The sequence below is a fragment of the Mariniluteicoccus flavus genome (assembly GCF_054776655.1).
The window spans coordinates 42,994-58,951 of record NZ_BAAHBN010000012.1 but is presented as its reverse complement, the minus strand read 5'-3'; the positions used below and the strand labels follow the sequence as shown (position 1 = coordinate 58,951).

At 71.4% G+C, this 15,958-nt stretch carries 13 protein-coding genes; 6 read left to right on the top strand and 7 right to left on the bottom strand.

Features of this window, described 5'->3' with window-relative positions; all coding sequences use genetic code 11:
- Window position 1: 1 nt before the first annotated feature.
- Window positions 2-949 carry a tRNA (adenosine(37)-N6)-dimethylallyltransferase MiaA gene (miaA, locus tag ACYVAG_RS15420; RefSeq protein WP_460771106.1) on the bottom strand — a complete coding sequence of 316 codons (948 nt, stop codon included), beginning with the start codon at window positions 947-949 and terminating at the stop codon, window positions 2-4.
- A gap of 118 nt (window positions 950-1,067) precedes the next feature.
- On the opposite strand from miaA, the gene ACYVAG_RS15415 reads away from it, so the two are divergent.
- The gene (locus ACYVAG_RS15415) at window positions 1,068-1,490 is read left to right on the top strand and encodes an antitoxin (protein ID WP_460771105.1); all 423 of its coding nucleotides are present in this window, start codon (window positions 1,068-1,070) and stop codon (window positions 1,488-1,490) included.
- Between the two features lie 6 nt (window positions 1,491-1,496).
- Here the strand turns inward: ACYVAG_RS15415 and miaB are convergent, their stop codons facing one another.
- The gene (miaB, locus tag ACYVAG_RS15410) at window positions 1,497-3,026 is read right to left on the bottom strand and encodes a tRNA (N6-isopentenyl adenosine(37)-C2)-methylthiotransferase MiaB (RefSeq protein WP_460771103.1); all 1,530 of its coding nucleotides are present in this window, start codon (window positions 3,024-3,026) and stop codon (window positions 1,497-1,499) included.
- A gap of 225 nt (window positions 3,027-3,251) precedes the next feature.
- Here miaB and ACYVAG_RS15405 point away from each other — a divergent pair, with 225 nt between their 5' ends.
- From ACYVAG_RS15405 to ACYVAG_RS15390, 4 genes are all read left to right on the top strand, one after another.
- A complete protein-coding gene (locus ACYVAG_RS15405) occupies window positions 3,252-3,980 on the top strand; it encodes an amino acid ABC transporter ATP-binding protein (protein WP_460771153.1) in 729 nt (242 codons plus the stop codon).
- A gap of 47 nt (window positions 3,981-4,027) precedes the next feature.
- A complete protein-coding gene (locus ACYVAG_RS15400; protein ID WP_460771102.1) occupies window positions 4,028-4,888 on the top strand; it encodes a glutamate ABC transporter substrate-binding protein in 861 nt (286 codons plus the stop codon).
- 104 nt (window positions 4,889-4,992) lie between these two features.
- Window positions 4,993-5,679: an amino acid ABC transporter permease gene (locus tag ACYVAG_RS15395; RefSeq protein ID WP_460771100.1), complete on the top strand. Its 687-nt coding sequence runs from the start codon at window positions 4,993-4,995 to the stop codon at window positions 5,677-5,679.
- Window positions 5,676-6,530 carry an amino acid ABC transporter permease gene (locus tag ACYVAG_RS15390; protein WP_460771098.1) on the top strand — a complete coding sequence of 285 codons (855 nt, stop codon included), beginning with the start codon at window positions 5,676-5,678 and terminating at the stop codon, window positions 6,528-6,530. The genes ACYVAG_RS15395 and ACYVAG_RS15390 overlap by 4 nt, the downstream gene beginning before the upstream one ends.
- Before the next feature lies 1 nt (window position 6,531).
- On the opposite strand, the gene rny is transcribed toward ACYVAG_RS15390, so the two are convergent.
- The 5 genes from rny to ACYVAG_RS15365 all read right to left on the bottom strand — a co-directional run bounded on the left by rny (window position 6,532) and on the right by ACYVAG_RS15365 (window position 11,271).
- Complete coding sequence (rny, locus tag ACYVAG_RS15385) at window positions 6,532-8,256, bottom strand: ribonuclease Y (RefSeq protein ID WP_460771095.1); 1,725 nt, start codon at window positions 8,254-8,256, stop codon at window positions 6,532-6,534.
- 107 nt (window positions 8,257-8,363) lie between these two features.
- Complete coding sequence (locus tag ACYVAG_RS15380) at window positions 8,364-8,870, bottom strand: regulatory protein RecX (RefSeq protein ID WP_460771093.1); 507 nt, start codon at window positions 8,868-8,870, stop codon at window positions 8,364-8,366.
- Window positions 8,871-8,872: 2 nt separating this feature from the next.
- On the bottom strand, window positions 8,873-9,919 hold the full coding sequence (recA, locus tag ACYVAG_RS15375) for a recombinase RecA (protein ID WP_460771091.1): 1,047 nt from the start codon (window positions 9,917-9,919) through the stop codon (window positions 8,873-8,875).
- Window positions 9,920-10,111: 192 nt separating this feature from the next.
- Complete coding sequence (locus ACYVAG_RS15370) at window positions 10,112-10,306, bottom strand: DUF3046 domain-containing protein (protein ID WP_460771089.1); 195 nt, start codon at window positions 10,304-10,306, stop codon at window positions 10,112-10,114.
- Window positions 10,307-10,356: 50 nt separating this feature from the next.
- Window positions 10,357-11,271: a helix-turn-helix transcriptional regulator gene (locus tag ACYVAG_RS15365; RefSeq protein ID WP_460771087.1), complete on the bottom strand. Its 915-nt coding sequence runs from the start codon at window positions 11,269-11,271 to the stop codon at window positions 10,357-10,359.
- 156 nt (window positions 11,272-11,427) lie between these two features.
- On the opposite strand from ACYVAG_RS15365, the gene ACYVAG_RS15360 reads away from it, so the two are divergent.
- Complete coding sequence (locus tag ACYVAG_RS15360) at window positions 11,428-15,936, top strand: ATP-dependent helicase (RefSeq protein WP_460771085.1); 4,509 nt, start codon at window positions 11,428-11,430, stop codon at window positions 15,934-15,936.
- Window positions 15,937-15,958: the final 22 nt, after the last annotated feature.

The window sequence follows — 15,958 nt, the reverse complement described above, 5'->3', positions numbered from 1 at the left end:
TTCACCCGCGGTCGCGCGTGTCCAACGACGGCGGCGTGTCCAGCGCCCGGTCGATGGCGGCCATCGTCTCGGTGTCCCGGCCGACCGGCGACCACGCGATGCGGTGGTCGCGGCGATACCAGGAGAGCTGCTTGCGGGCGAACCGCCGGGTCCCGCGCACCGTCGCCTCCCGCGCCTCGTCCTCGGTGCACTCCCCGTCGAGGTACGCGAGGATCTGCCGATAGCCCAGCGCCTGCGACGCCGTGCGGCCCTCACGCAGGCCCCGCTCCGCCAGCCCCGCGACCTCCGCCACGAAGCCCTGCTCCCACATCTGGTCGACGCGCCGCGCGATGCGCTCGTCCATCACGTCGCGCGGGATGTCGAGACCCACCTGCACCACGCCGGGCAGCGCGTACTCCCACCTCGGGAGGATCGGCGTGAACCGCCCCGTCAGCTCGATCACCTCCAGCGCGCGCACGACGCGCCTGCCGTTGCCGGGCAGGATGTCGGCCGCGACCTCGGGGGCACGGGCCGACAGCTCGGCGTGCAGCGCCTCCGCGCCGACGCGCTCGAGCTCGGCCTCCCACCGGGCGCGTACGCCGGGGTCGGTGCCCGGGAACTCGAACACGTCCACGATCGCGCGGGTGTAGAGCGCCGAGCCACCGACCACGATGGGCAGCACCCCTCGCGCATGGCAGTCGGCGATCGCCGCGCGGCCGAGGGTCTGGAACTCCGCGACCGACGCGGTCTGGGTGACGTCCATGATGTCGACGAGGTGATGGGGTACGCCGACGCGCTCGGCGACCGTCGGCTTCGCCGTGCCGATGTCCATGCCGCGATAGACCAGCATCGAGTCGGCGTTGACCACCTCGGCCGCGACTCCCCGCTCGGCCAGCCGACGCGCGTACGCCACCGCGAGCGCCGACTTCCCGCTCGCGGTCGCTCCGATCATCACCAGGGTGCGGTCCACGCCGCCAGTGTCGGGGCCCCACGGCTGCGTCGCAAGGTGACGTCTAGTCTGGGGGCATCCCTGTGACGCACGCCACAGGAGCCACCCAGGCGCCAGCCTGACACCCAAGGAGCGAATCGTGGGCATCTTCGACAAGGCCAGGGACATGATCCGTGGCAACGAGAAGCACGTGGACACCGCCGTCGACAAGGCCGGCGACCTGCTCGACCAGCGCACCGGCGGCAAGCACGCCGAGCACGTCGACCGCGGCCAGGACTTCCTCAAGCAGCAGTACGGCGGCGGCCAGGCGTCCGACCCCGTCGAGCCCGCACCGGGCCAGAACCCCGACCTCAACCAGCCCGGCAGCGGCGTCGACGGGGCCCCCGTCGACAACGAGCAGGACCAGGGCTCCGGCCAGCAGGACCAGGGCTTCCAGCCCGGTGGCGAGCCCCACCTCGACCAGCGCGCCGGTGACCCGACGCCCGGTCAGGAAGGCATGGGCCTCGGCTCGCCGGAGAACGAGCCCGGCTTCGGCCCGAACGGCACCCAGCCCCCGCGCTGACGCCGGTCAGGCGTTGCAGCCTCCCACCGTGGGCTTCGGCTCCGGGCGTCCCACGCCCGGAATGCCGAGGCCCACGGTCGGCTTCGGGGCCGTGCGTCGCGCCTCCCACGCGTCGCCACCGCGCGTACGCCGCAGCCCGCGGATGCCGCCGTCGGCGTTGAGGTGGTGGGGAGCCGCGTGGTCGATGGTCGCGTACGCGATGTCGCCCGGCCGCGGCCGCAGCGCCGGGTCGTCGGGCACCGCCACGTGCACGAGGCGGTTGTCGCGGGCGCGGCCCGACATGCGCCGGGTCGCGGCGTCCTTCTTGCCCTCGCCGTCGGCGAACATGACCTCGACCTCGGCGCCGACGAGCTTCTCGTTCTCCACGCGCGAGATGTCGTTGACCAGCGCGAGCAGGCGCTCATAGCGCTCCGACACCACGGGCTTCGCCACCTGGTCCGGCATCGTGGCCGCCGGCGTCCCCGGCCGGATCGAATACTGGAACGTGAACGCCGCCGAGAACCGGGCCGCCTCGACCACGCGCAGCGTCTCGGCGAAGTCCTCCTCGGTCTCGCCGGGGAAGCCCACGATGATGTCGGTGGTGATGGCGGCCTCGGGCATGGCCTCGCGCACGCGGTCGAGGATGCCGAGGAACCGCTCGCTGCGATAGGAACGGCGCATCGCCTTCAGCACGCGATCGGAGCCCGACTGCAGCGGCATGTGCAGCTGCGGCATCACGTTCGGGGTCTCCGCCATCGCCGCGATCACGTCGTCGGTGAAGTCCTTCGGGTGGGGCGAGGTGAACCGCACGCGCTCGAGCCCGTCGATCTGGCCACACGCGCGCAGCAGCTTCGCGAACGCCTGCCGGTCGCCGAACTCCACGCCGTACGCGTTCACGTTCTGCCCCAGCAGCGTCACCTCCTGGACGCCCTCGGCGACGAGCGCCTCGATCTCGCGGAGGATGTCGCCCGGCCGGCGGTCGGTCTCCTTGCCGCGCAGCGCCGGCACGATGCAGAACGTGCACGTGTTGTTGCAGCCCACCGACACCGAGACCCAGGCCGCGTACGCCGACTCGCGTCGGGTCGGCAGGTTCGACGGGAAGGTCTCGAGCGCCTCCTTGATCTCGACCTGGGCCTGCTGCTCGACGCGCGCCCGCTCCAGCAGCGTCGGAAGGGAGCCGACGTTGTGGGTGCCGAACACGACGTCGACCCAGGGCGCGCGCTTCACGACGGTGTCGCGGTCCTTCTGGGCCATGCAGCCGCCCACGGCGATCTGCATGTCGGGCTTGGTCTCCTTGACCGAGAACAGGTGGCCGAGGTTGCCGTAGAGGCGGTTGTCGGCGTTCTCGCGCACCGCGCAGGTGTTGAAGACGACCACGTCGGCGTCGGTGCCCTTCTCGGCGCGCGCATAGCCCGCGTCCTCGAGCAGCCCCGAGATGCGCTCGGAGTCGTGGACGTTCATCTGGCAGCCGTAGGTCCGCACCTCATAGGTGCGCCGCGGCGCACCCTCGGCTGGGGTCGCGGCGGGCGTGGGCAGGATGCGGGTATCGATCGACATGGCCCGCACATCCTACCCCGCCATCCCTGTTCGACAGCCGCGGCGGCGTACGCCCCGCCGGCCCGACCGGGAGTCAGTCGTAACCCAATCGGAACGCGTCAGACGGGTTCTCCGGGCGGGGAATGCTCTACTGTCTCAGCCATGGCGCACACCCCGATCGACGACTCCGGACCCGTGCAGGACCCGACGCCCGCCCACGCGGCGCCGCGGGCCGCCCGCGAGCCCATCGTCGCCATGACGAATGTCGACAAGCACTTCGGCCCGTTGCACGTGTTGAAGGACATCAACCTCACCATCGGCAAGGGTGAGGTCGTCGTCGTCCTGGGCCCGTCGGGCTCCGGCAAGTCGACGCTGTGCCGCACGATCAACCGACTCGAGACCATCGACTCCGGCTCCATCACGATCGACGGCAACGAGCTGCCGTCGGAGGGCAAGGAGCTCGCCCGCCTGCGCGCCGACGTCGGCATGGTGTTCCAGTCGTTCAACCTCTTCGCCCACAAGACGATCCTCGAGAACGTGACGCTGGGCCCCCAGAAAGTACGCCGCCTCTCGCCCAAGGATGCCAAGGACCACGGCATGAAGCTGCTGGAGCGCGTCGGCGTCGCCAACCAGGCCAGCAAATACCCCGCCCAGCTCTCGGGCGGCCAGCAGCAGCGCGTCGCCATCGCGCGCGCCCTGGCCATGAACCCAAAGGTCATCCTGTTCGACGAGCCCACCTCGGCGCTCGACCCCGAGATGGTCAACGAGGTCCTGGACGTGATGGTCGACCTCGCGGAGCAGGGCATGACCATGGTCGTGGTCACCCACGAGATGGGGTTCGCCCGCAAGGCCGCCGACCGCGTCGTGTTCATGGCCGACGGACAGATCGTCGAGGAGAACGAGCCCGAGCCGTTCTTCACCAACCCGCAGAGCAATCGCGCCAAGGACTTCCTGTCCAAGATCCTCACCCACTGATCCATCCACACGCTGATCCACTCACCAACGAAAGCACCGGAGGAACCATGACCTCGACCCGCAAGCTGCTGGCCGCCACGGCCGGCCTCGTCCTGACGGCCGGCATGGCCGCCTGCAACACCACCCCGGGCGCCCAGCCCGCCAACCCGGGTGGCAACGCCTCCGGCGGCAGCGGCGAGGCCGTGAAGATCGGCATCAAGTTCGACCAGCCCGGCCTCGGTCTCAAGGAAGGTGCGAACTACACCGGCTTCGACGTCGAGGTCGCGAAATACGTCGCGAAGGAGCTGGGCTACGACCCGGCGAAGATCCAGTTCGTCGAGACCCCCTCGGCCCAGCGCGAGACGATGCTCCAGGGCGACCAGGTCAAGATGATCTTCGCGACCTACTCCATCACCGACACCCGCAAGCAGAAGATCTCGTTCGGCGGCCCCTACTTCATCGCCGGCCAGGACCTGCTCGTGAAGTCGGATTCGACCATCGCCGGACCCGAGACGATGAACGGCAAGAAGCTGTGCTCTGTCGCGGGCTCGACCCCGGCGAAGAACATCAAGGACAAGTACGCGAAGGACGTCCAGCTGCAGGAGTACGACACGTACTCCAAGTGTGTGGAGGCCCTGTCGTCGGGCGCCGTGGACGCGGTGACCACCGACAACGTGATCCTCGCGGGCTACGCCGCCCAGCCGCAGTACAAGGGCAAGCTCAAGGTCGTCGGCAAGCCCTTCTCCACGGAGAAGTACGGCGTCGGCATCAAGAAGGGCGATGTCGAGACCTGCAACAAGGTCAACACCGCTCTGGGGAAGATGCAGTCGTCGGGCGAGTGGCAGAAGGCCCTCGACAAGACGGTGGGCCAGTCGGGCTTCAAGCCGGACACCTCGACCAACCCGCCCAAGGCCGAGGCCTGCGCCTGATCCACCTGTGCGGGGTGGGGCGTACGCGTACGCCCCACCCCGTGCTGTGCCCCTATCGACCGTGCTGTGACCCTTATCGACCCGTTGGGAGAACCGTGTCTGGAGTGAGCGAACTCTTCAGCGAATACGGCGACGACATCCTGTGGGCCTTCGTGATGACGATCGGCCTCACCGTGCTGTCGGCGTTGGGCTCGCTGCTGATCGGCACCGTGGTGGCCATCGCGCGGGTGTCGCCCGTGCCGTTCCTCCAGAAGCTCGGCACGCTGTATGTGAACATCGTGCGCAACACACCGCTGACCCTGATCGTGGCCTTCTGCGCCCTGGGGTTCCTCAACACGATGGGTCTCAACCCGTTCAAGAGCTGGAGCGGCGCACAGATCTGGATGCCGAACTTCTTCTGGGGTGTCGTCGCCCTCGCCGTCTACCACGCGAGCTTCGTCGCCGAGGCCCTGCGTTCCGGCGTCAACACCGTCCCCCTCGGCCAGGCGGAGGCGGCCCGCGCGATCGGCCTGGACTTCCGCCAGTCGCTCTCGGAGGTCGTCCTCCCCCAGGCCTTCCGTGGAGCCATCGCCCCGCTGGGCAACACCCTGATCGCCCTGACCAAGAACACCACGGTCGTCGCCACGATCGGCGTCGCCGAAGCCTCCTACGTGATGAGGGACATGATCGAGCAGCGAGCCGACCTGATCCTGCTGATCTTCGCCATCATGGCCCTGTTCTTCGTGATCCTCACCCTCCCCATCGGGCTGCTGTTCACCCGGTGGTCCCAGAAACTGGCGGTGCAGCGATGAGTGCCCAGAGCGTCCTGTTCGACGCGCCCGGCCCCCGGGCCCGTCGCCGCAACACCCTGCTGACGGCGATCTCCGTCGTCGTCCTGCTGGCCGTGCTCGCCCTGGTGGTCTGGGGCATGAGCAGCCAACTCGGGCCCGAGAAGTGGGCGCCGTTCACCGAGGCCGACACCTGGACGCAATACCTCGTGCCCGGTCTCATCGGCACCCTGCAGGCCGCGGTCATCTCGGTCCTGCTGGCCGGCGTGCTCGGCATCCTCCTGGGGGCGGGCCGACTGTCACAGATCGCCGCCATCCGTGTTCCCGTCACCATGTTCATCGAGTTCTTCCGTGCGGTGCCGGTGCTCATGATGATGCTGTTCTCCTACTACCTCTATCTCAACCTGGGGCTGCTGAGCGGCTTCGCGCTCACACTCGCCGGCGTTGTCACGGGACTGACGCTCTACAACTCGTGCGTCATCGCCGAGCTCATCCGGTCCGGCGTCCACTCCCTCCCCAAGGGGCAGGGTGAGGCGGGGCTGGCGATCGGGCTGACGCGCGGCCAGACCCTCGCGACGATCCTGCTGCCCCAGGCGATCACCGCGATGCTGCCCTCCCTGGTGAGCCAGCTCGTCGTGGTCCTGAAGGACACGGCGCTCGGCTACATGATCAGCTATCCCGAGCTGCTCCGCGCCGGGCAGACCCTCGCGTCCGGACGCAGCAACACCATCGTCACCTTCATCGTGGTGGGGGTCATCTTCGTGATCGTCAACTATGTGCTCACCACCGTCGCGCAGTGGCTCGAGAAGAAGCTCGCCAAGCGCACGTCGGGTCACCTCGACCTGCAGAACGAGGCTGCGGCGAACGAGGCCTGAGTCAGTGGGCCACTTCCGTGGCCCGCGACTCGCGCACCACGGTGACTCGGATCTGGCCGGGATAGGTCAGCTCGTCCTCGATCTGGGCCGCGATGTCGCGGGCCATCACCTGGGCATCCACGTCGTCCACCTGACCCGGTGACACCATGACGCGGATCTCCCGCCCGGCCTGCATCGCGAACACCTTCTCGACCCCGTCGTGGGCCGCGGCGATCTCCTCGAGCCGCTCGAGCCGCTTGATGTAGGCCTCCAGCGATTCGCGCCGGGCGCCCGGGCGCCCGCCAGAGATCGCATCGGCGGCCTGGGTCAGGATCGCTTCCACGGTGCGGGGCTCGACCTCGTTGTGATGGGCCTCGATGGCGTGGACGATGTCGGGGTGTTCGCCGAAGCGGCGCGCCAGGTCGGCACCGACGATCGCATGGGTGCCCTCGACCTCGTGGGTCAGGGCCTTGCCGATGTCGTGGAGGAAGGCCGCGCGTCGGCACGTCGCGACGTCGAGCCCCAGTTCGCCCGCCATCAGTGCGGCGAGATGGCCGCACTCGACGAGGTGCTTGAGCACGTTCTGGCCGTACGACGTGCGATAGCGCAGCGCCCCGATCGTGGGGAGCAGGCCGGGATCGAGGTCGGTGATGCCCATCTCGGCCACGGCATCCTCAGCCGCTCGGAGGCAGCGCTCCTCGACCTGGCGCTGGGCCCGTTCGTGGGCCTCCTCGATGCGGGCGGGATGGATGCGACCGTCGGCGACCAAGTCGTTCAACGCCAGCCGCGCCACCTCGCGGCGCACGGGGTCGAAGCACGAGAGCAGGACGCTTCCGGGAGTGTCGTCGATCATCACGTTCGCGCCCGTGACCTGCTCGAAGGTGCGGATGTTGCGGCCCTCTCGGCCGATGATGCGGCCCTTCATGTCATCGGACGGCAGCTCGACCGTCGACACCACCGATTCCGCCGTCTGTTCGGCGGCGAGGCGCTGGATGGCCTGGACGATGATCTTCCGCGCCCGCGGCTCGGCATCGCGGCGGGCCGCGGCCTCGATGTCGCGGGCCACCACGAGGGCCTGCCGCTTGGCATCGTGCTCGGCCGAGGCGACCAGTTCGGCGCGGGCGTCGTCGGCGCTGAGCCCAGCGACACGCTCGAGCTCGGCCAGACGCTCGCCCTCGGCGGCGCGCGCCCGCTCCATGACACGCTCGGCCTCCTCGCGCTGCGCCGCAAGGGCGGCCAGACGCTCCCCCACGACCTTCGCCTCGGCGTCGAGCCGATCCTCGCGCTCCGCCAGCCTGGCCTCGCGGCGGTCGGCCGCTGCGACGCGGTCGCGGAGCTCCGCGCGCTCGGTCTCCATGCGCGTCCCGTGCTCGGTGCGCTCGCCGACCAACTGCTGGTGGAAGCGCGTCAGCTCGCTGTCGCGCCGGTTCTTGGCCTCGACCCGATCGGCCTCCGCCGCGCTGCGGACGCGCTCGGCCTCGGCGAGTTGCTCCTGACCCCGCGCCCGCAGCTCCGCCGCGTACGCCTCGGCCGCACGCCGGATCTCCGACGCCTCGGCGTCGGCCCGCGACCGCAGCTCGGCGGCGCCCGCCTCGGCGCGGTCGCGCACCCCGGCCAGGGCTCGGGCGCGCTCCGAGTCTTCCGTCGCAGCCAGCTCGCGGCTGCGGCGGACGCTGCGGAAGACCACGAGGACTCCCGCGAGCACCACCGCGAGCAGGACCAGCTGGACGATCTCGGCACCCGACATGGCCACTCCTCTTCACGCGCACCCGGCGTCCGCCGGGGACTCGAACCTAGTCGCGCGGCGGGCCCACGACCAAACGACGCGCGGTCACGGGCGAACCACGGGCGGGCTCAGCCGAAGGCCTCGTCGGACGGGTCGGTCGCCATCACCTCGGCGAGCACCGAACTCGTCGTGGACGGGCCGAAACCCTTGCGGGCAAGGGCTCCCGCAAGGCGCCGACGCTGGACGACCGGATCGAGCCCACCCATGGAACGCAGCTTCTTCTCGGCCAGGGCCAGCGCGGCCTCGCGCTCGTCGTCGGAGCCGACCTCAGCCATGGCCTCGTCGATCACGTCGCGATCGACCCCCTTGCGGCCGAGCTCTTGACGCAGGGCCCGCCGCGACAGGTGACGCCGCTGCTGGCGCGACTCCACCCACGACGCGGCGAAACGCGCGTCGTCCACGAGTCCGACCTCGTCCATGCGGTCGAGCACGCGCTCGGCCGCCTCCCCCGGGACCCCCTTCCTGCGCAGGGTCTCGGCGAGCTCGTGGCGCGTCCGCGCCTGCATCGTGAGCTGGCGCAGCACGATCTGGCGCGCGACCTCCTCGGGGTCGGCCTCGGGAGCGTTCTCGGCCACGATCAGAAGTCGACCTCGCCGGTGACCGGATCGACCCCGGCGGGCACGTCGAGCTGCGGGCCTATGCCGAGCTTCTCCTTGATCTTCTTCTCGATCTCGTTGGCGACGTCGGGATTGGACTTCAGGTAGGTGCGGGCGTTCTCCTTGCCCTGACCCAGCTGGTCGGCCTCGTAGGTGAACCACGCCCCTGCCTTACGGATGATGCCGTGCTCCACCCCCATGTCGATCAGCGAACCCTCGCGGGAGATCCCCTGGCCGTAGAGGATGTCGAACTCGGCCTGCTTGAACGGCGGCGCCACCTTGTTCTTCACGACCTTCACGCGCGTGCGGTTGCCGACCATGTCGGTGCCGTCCTTCAGCGTCTCGATGCGACGCACGTCGAGGCGGACCGACGAATAGAACTTCAGCGCGCGGCCACCGGTCGTGGTCTCGGGCGAGCCGAACATGACGCCGATCTTCTCGCGCAGCTGGTTGATGAAGATCGCCGTGGTGCCGGCGCCGCTCAGCGCGCCGGTCATCTTGCGCAGCGCCTGCGACATCAGGCGGGCCTGCAGGCCCACGTGGGAGTCACCCATCTCGCCCTCGATCTCGGCGCGGGGCGTCAGCGCCGCAACCGAGTCGATGACGATCAGGTGGAGGGCGCCCGAGCGGACGAGCATGTCGGCGATCTCGAGCGCCTGCTCGCCGTTGTCGGGCTGGCTCACCAGCAGCGCATCGGTGTCGACGCCGAGCTTCTGGGCGTATTCGGGGTCGAGGGCGTGCTCGGCGTCGATGAACGCGCAGATGCCGCCCTGGGCCTGGGCGCTGGCGATCGCGTGGAGCGCGACCGTCGTCTTGCCGCTGGACTCGGGGCCATAGATCTCGACCACGCGGCCGCGCGGCAGCCCGCCGATGCCGAGCGCGACATCGAGCGCGATGGAGCCGGTGGGGATCGTCTCGATGGGGGCACGCGTGTCTTCGCCGAGCCGCATGATCGAGCCCTTGCCGTGTTGCTTCTCGATCTGGGACAGGGCGGTTTCGAGGGCCTTCTCGCGATCTGCAACAGCCATGGTGGCTTCCTTTCTGGGTCCCGCTGAGGGGGTGTGTCGACTGGTGCCCCCGACATTAGGGACGGGCTCTGACAATTGTTCACGAGCGACCCCCGCCTGTGGACAGAGCTTCGAGGTCGTTCCCGACAGTGGATAACTTACCGAACACGTGTTCGAAGTCGCACCTTCGCCCGCGGCGTGTCGCGCGAACGTTCAGCGCTCGGAGGCCGGGAGCTCCAATTGCACCCGCACCGCGCGCCACACCGCCTTCGCCGGAACGCCGTCGGCGAGGGCTTCGACCACCGTCCGGGTCGCGAGGTCGGCGAGCGTGACCTGCTCCGCCCAGACGCCGGCGTACGCCTCGCCCAGGTGGGTGCGCAGGCGGCGCCACAACTCGGTCTCGGTCACGCGGGCAGTCTAGGCCACCGCGGAAGGGACGCCTCGCGCGCGCCGGCGGCTCAGGGCAACAGGCCCGCGCGGCGGGCGGCGACCACGGCCTCCCAGCGCGATGACGCCCCCAACCGGCGCATCGACGAGCGGAGGTAGCTCTTCACCGTCTCCGCGCTGAGGGCCAGCCGGGCGGCGACCTCGGCGTTCGACTGGCCCTGCGCGATGCACGAGAGCACGTCCACCTCACGGGCGGTGAGGCGGAGGTCGGCGGGCGGTGGCTGGCCGCCGTCAGACAGCGTCCCCGCCAGGTCGACCAACTCGGCGCGCAACACCGGGTCGTCGCACGTCGCGGCCACGACCCGGAGGCGGGCGAAGGCCTCCCGGACGGCCTCCCACTCGGCTCCCCGGTGGTCACCGACGGGCACCGGGCCCGCCCCCAGGACGATGTCGCGGGCGTGGGCGACCTGGGCGGTCAGGGCGGCGTTCACGGCGAGCTGCTGTTCGAGTTCGCGCGCCCCTTCGGCCGCCAGGCGGAGCGTACGCTCGCCCAGACTGGCTGATTCGCGCGTGGCGCCATAGAGGACGGCGCGGACCCGCCGTCCGACCACGATCGGGACGGCCAGGACGGACTGGAGCCGCTCGGCGCGGATCACGTGGTCGTAGTGGTGACTGATGCGCTCGGCACCCACGTAGTTCTCCACGGCCATGGGGCGGCGCAGCGAGGCGGCCTTGCCGCCGATGCCGGTCCCGAACCCGACCGACAGCCCGCGCAGCGCGCCCTGGACATCCCCGGCGAAGGCATTGAGGTGGAGCCGGTCCTGTTCGCGGCTCACCACGCCGATGAAGGTGACCGACAGGCCCGCCTCCGCACGGACGCGGGCCAGTGCCCGCTCGATCAACTGCTGTTCGTCGACGAGCTGGCCCTCGCCGCGTGCGCGTCCGTCGTCGGCCGCGCCGCCCTGCGCCCTGTTCTCGCGCGCCATGATCCCCTCCGCCCCGGCATCGTTGCCCAGCAGTGCCGGAGATCCTACCGTCCCGGTCCCGTGACGTGGGGTGTTCACCCTCGCGCGGGCGGCCGAACCGGCACGTCGGGCCCCTCGACCCGGCCTTGGTCGAGATTGTCGGACGCGCCCGCCACAATGGGGCGCATGACCGATCCGCTGGCCCATTTCGGCGAGGCCACCCAGGCGTGGTTCCGGGCGTCGTTCGCCGGGCCGACCCCCGCCCAGGCCGACGCCTGGGCGGCGATCGCCGCGGGGCGCCACGCGCTGGTCATCGCCCCCACCGGCTCCGGCAAGACCCTGGCCGCCTTCCTGGCGGCACTCGATCGGCTGGCCCACACCCCGCGACCCGAGGCGGCGGGCCCCCGCGTCCTCTACGTGTCGCCCCTCAAGGCCCTGGCCGTCGACGTCGAGCGCAACCTCACCGCGCCCCTGCGCGGCATCGCCAACGCCGCCGCCCGCCTCGGCGCCGACGCGCCCGAGATCCGGGTCGGCGTACGCTCCGGTGACACCTCCGCGGCCGACCGTCGGCGGCTGGTGACGAAGCCGCCGGACATCCTCATCACGACGCCGGAGTCGCTGTTCCTGATGGTGACCTCCCAGGCCCGCGAGTCCCTGCGCCAGGTCGACACGATCATCCTCGACGAGATCCACGTGCTGGCCGCGACCAAGCGCGGCGCCCATCTCGCGCTCACCCTCGAGCGGCTGGCCGCCCAGGTCGACCACCCGATCCAGCGCATCGGCCTGTCCGCGACAGTACGCCCGCCCGAGCGCGTGGCATCGTTCCTGCACCCGACCGAGCCCGTGACGATCGTGGCCCCGCCTGCTGTGAAGCGGTGGGACCTTCGGGTGGTCGTGCCCGTCGACGACATGGCCGATCCCGCCGCGAGCCGGACGCCGCGGGAGGGTTCCGGCAGCCCCGTGGGCGGGGGTCCCGAAGCACCGACCGACCCCCGCGATCGCTCCATCTGGCCCCACGTCGAGGAGCGCATCCTCGACATCGTGGAGTCCCACCGCTCGACCATCGTCTTCGCCAACTCACGGCGGTTGGCGGAGCGGCTGACCGCCCACCTCAACGAACTCCATGCCGAGCGACTCGGGCTCGAGGTGTCCGACGACGTCGCCCCACCGGCGCAGGTGATGGCCCAGTCGGGAACGTCTCACGGTGTCGACGACACGGTGGCGCCCGTGGTCGCCCGGGCCCACCACGGCTCGGTGTCGAAGGAGCAGCGCGCCCACGTCGAGGCCGACCTCAAGGCCGGACGACTGCCGTGCGTCGTCGCCACGTCCAGCCTCGAGCTCGGCATCGACATGGGCGCGGTCGACGTGGTCATCCAGGTCGCCGCGCCCCCCTCGGTCGCGAGCGGGCTCCAGCGGGTCGGCCGCGCCGGCCACCAGGTCGGGGCGGTCTCGGCGGGCGTGTTCTTCCCCGACCACCGCGGGGACCTCGTCGAGTCGGCGCTTGTCGTCGAACTCATGCGCGAGGGCCGCATCGAGCAGGTGCGTGACCTGGCCAACCCGCTCGACGTCCTCGCCCAGCAGGTGGTCGCCATCACGGCGCTCGACGACATCGGCGTGGACGACCTCTTCGCGCTGGTGCGGCGCTCCGCGCACTTCACGACCCTGCCCCGCAGCGCGTTCGAGGGCGTGCTGGACATGCTGGCCGGCCGCTATCCGAGCGAGGACTTCGCCGAGCTGCGCCCGCGTCTGGTGTGGGACCGGGAGGCCGGCGTGCTGCGCGGGCGCCCCGGTGCCCAGCGGCTGGCCACGACCTCGGGCGGCACCATTCCCGACCGCGGCCTGTTCGGCGTGTTCCTCGTCGGCGAGGGGTCCGCGCGCCGGGTCGGCGAGCTCGACGAGGAGATGGTCTACGAGTCGCGCGTGGGCGACGTCTTCACCCTCGGCACCTCCTCGTGGCGCATCGAGGCCATCACCCACGACCAGGTGCAGGTGTCCCCCGCCCCGGGGGCTCCGGGGCGCCTGCCGTTCTGGACCGGGGACTCCCCGGGCCGGCCCGCCGAGTTGGGGGTGGCCCACGGCGCCTTCCTGCGCGAGATCGCCGCAGACCGCGGCGGCGCGCGGCCCCGTCTGGAGGGCGCGGGACTCGATGATCGGGCCGCGACCAACCTGCTCGCCTACCTCGACGAGCAGGTGAGCGCCACGGGCCAACTCCCGACCGACCGCGCGCTGGTGCTCGAGCGCTTCCGCGACGAGCTCGGGGACTGGCGGCTCTGCCTCCACTCGGCGCTCGGCACGCCCGTGCTGTCGGCGTGGGCACTGGCGATCGAGCGCCGCGCTCGTGACGACGGACGCGAGGTCCACGCCTCGGCCACCAACGACGGACTCGTGATCCGCGTCCCCGACACCGACGCCGATCCCCCGGGCGCCGACCTGGTCGTGATCGACCCCGACGAACTGGAGCGGCTGGTCATCGACGAGGTGGGCGGGTCGGCCCTGTTCGCCAGCCGCTTCCGCGAGGCGGCCGCCCGCGCGCTGCTCCTCCCTCGCCGCGACCCCCGGTCCCGCTCGCCCCTGTGGCAGCAGCGCATGCGCGCCGCCCAACTGTTGGCGGTCGCCGCGCGCTACCCCGACTTCCCCATCGTGCTCGAGACCATGCGCGAGTGCCTGCACGACGTGTTCGACCTGCCCGAGCTGATCGCCGTGCAGCGGCGCATCGCCTCGCGTGAGGTGACGGTCGTCGAGGTCGAGACCCGCGAGGCGTCCCCCTTCGCGCGGTCGCTGCTCTTCGGCTATGTCGGCGAGTTCATGTATGAGGGCGACGCCCCGCTCGCCGAGAAGCGGGCCGCCGCGCTGAGCCTCGACCCCGGGCTGCTGGCCGAGCTGCTCGGCACCGATGCCCTCGACCTCGGGCTCGACCCCGAGGTGGTCGCCGAGGTCGAGTCGGAGCTCCAGTCGCTGGCCACCGGCCGCCTCGCGTCGACCACCGAGCAGTTGTTCGACCTCGTCCGCACGGCCGGCCCGTTCACTCCCGCAGAGCTCGGCGCGCGATTCGACGGCGATGTCGCGAAGTCCACCGCCGCGCTGGTGGCCGAGCGGCGTCTGGTCGAGGTCCGCATCAACGCGACCCCGATGGTCGCCACCGTCGACGACCTCCCGCGTCTCCACGACGGACTCGGCGTGCCGGCCCCACCCGGGTTCGGCGTCGAGGTGGTCGACGGTGACCCCATCGCCGACCTCGTGCTGCGCTGGGCCCGCACCCACGGGCCGTTCGTGCCGGCGGCCGTGGCGAGCCGTTATGGTCTCGGCACCGCGGTCGTCACGTCCGCGTGCCAGCGGCTGGCCGACGAGGGCACGCTCGTGCGCGGCCACTTCGTGGGCGAGGGTCGCGACCACCAGTTCTGCCACCACCGCGTGCTCGCCCTGATCAAGCGCCGCACGCTCGCCCGGCTGCGCGCCGCGGTCGAGCCCGTCGACCAGAGCGCGTACGCCCGATTCCTCCCCGCGTGGCAGGGCGTCGGCGGCGACGGCCGCGGCCTCGACGGGGTCCTCACGGCGGTCGAGGCCCTGGCGGGCGTCGCGCTCCCCGCCAGCATGGTCGAGCAGGTGGTCCTCCCCGCGCGCGTCCGCGACTACGCCCCCGCGCTGCTCGACGAGCTGCTGGCCGCCGGCGAGGTCGTGTGGACCGGCGACGGGGCGATCGGCACCCAGGACGGCTGGGTGTGCCTGTGGCCGCGTGACTGGGTCGCGCCGGTCCACCGCGACCTGCCCGAGTCGCCCGCGGCCCAGAGCCTGTGGGAGCGCCTCGAGTCCGGAGGCGGGTGGTGGTTCGACGACCTCACCCGCGGCGATGGGCTCCCCGAACTCTCGCGCGACGAGTGGATGCGCGGGCTCTGGGCCCTGGTGTGGTCGGGCCGCGTCCGCGCCGACACGTTCGCGCCGGTGCGCGCCCTGGCGGCCGACGGGGCGTTGAAGGCCCCCCGCACGCCGCGTCCCCGCTCGCGTTCCGGCATGCTGCGGTCGACGCGGCGGGGCGTACGCCCGCCCTCGGCCCCGGCGACGGGAGGCCGCTGGTCGGCGACGACGGGGGCCACGGCGCGCGACGAGGCCGAGCGGCTGTTGGTGCAGCTCGACCGCTATGGCGTGCTGACCCGCGGCAGCGTGCTGACCGAGCAGCCCGACAGCTCGTTCTCGCCGGCCTATCGGGGCCTGTCGAAGCTCGAGGAGAGCGGCCAGTGCCTGCGGGGCTATTTCGTCGACGGGCTGGGAGCGGCCCAGTTCGCGGCCTCGGCGACGGTCGACCGCCTCCGCGACCAGGGCCCGACGGGCGCGGTGGTGCTGGCGGCGACCGACCCGGCGAACGCCTACGGCGCGGCCCTGGAGTGGCCCGCGGGCTCGACCAACCACCGGCCCGGCCGCAAGCCGGGCGCGCTCGTCGTCCTGGTGGACGGCCGGTTGGCCTGTTATGTGGAGCGGGGCGCGCGCACGCTGCTGACGTTCCACGGCGAGGAGGGCGATCTGGCCGCGGCCCTGACAGCGCTGGGCGACGCGGTGCGTGGGGGGCTCACGACCGGCGTGACCGTCGAGAAGGTCGACGGGGCCCACGTGTTCGAGCATGCGCCGGCGAAGGTGGGGCTGGAGGCGGCGGGATTCGCGATGACGCCCCAGGGCATGCGGCTGAGGCGGTGACTCTCCTCGACTCGGCCGCAGA

What these genes read in the sequence shown, in the direction of transcription:
- miaB (WP_460771103.1), bottom strand. Translation starts at nt 3,026, where the DNA reads ATGTCGATCGATACCCGCATCCTGCCCACGCCCGCCGCGACCCCAGCC.
- ACYVAG_RS15400 (WP_460771102.1), top strand. Translation starts at nt 4,028, where the DNA reads ATGACCTCGACCCGCAAGCTGCTGGCCGCCACGGCCGGCCTCGTCCTG.
- ACYVAG_RS15390 (WP_460771098.1), top strand. Translation starts at nt 5,676, where the DNA reads ATGAGTGCCCAGAGCGTCCTGTTCGACGCGCCCGGCCCCCGGGCCCGT.
- rny (WP_460771095.1), bottom strand. Translation starts at nt 8,256, where the DNA reads ATGTCGGGTGCCGAGATCGTCCAGCTGGTCCTGCTCGCGGTGGTGCTC.
- recA (WP_460771091.1), bottom strand. Translation starts at nt 9,919, where the DNA reads ATGGCTGTTGCAGATCGCGAGAAGGCCCTCGAAACCGCCCTGTCCCAG.
- ACYVAG_RS15365 (WP_460771087.1), bottom strand. Translation starts at nt 11,271, where the DNA reads ATGGCGCGCGAGAACAGGGCGCAGGGCGGCGCGGCCGACGACGGACGC.
- ACYVAG_RS15360 (WP_460771085.1), top strand. Translation starts at nt 11,428, where the DNA reads ATGGGGCGCATGACCGATCCGCTGGCCCATTTCGGCGAGGCCACCCAG.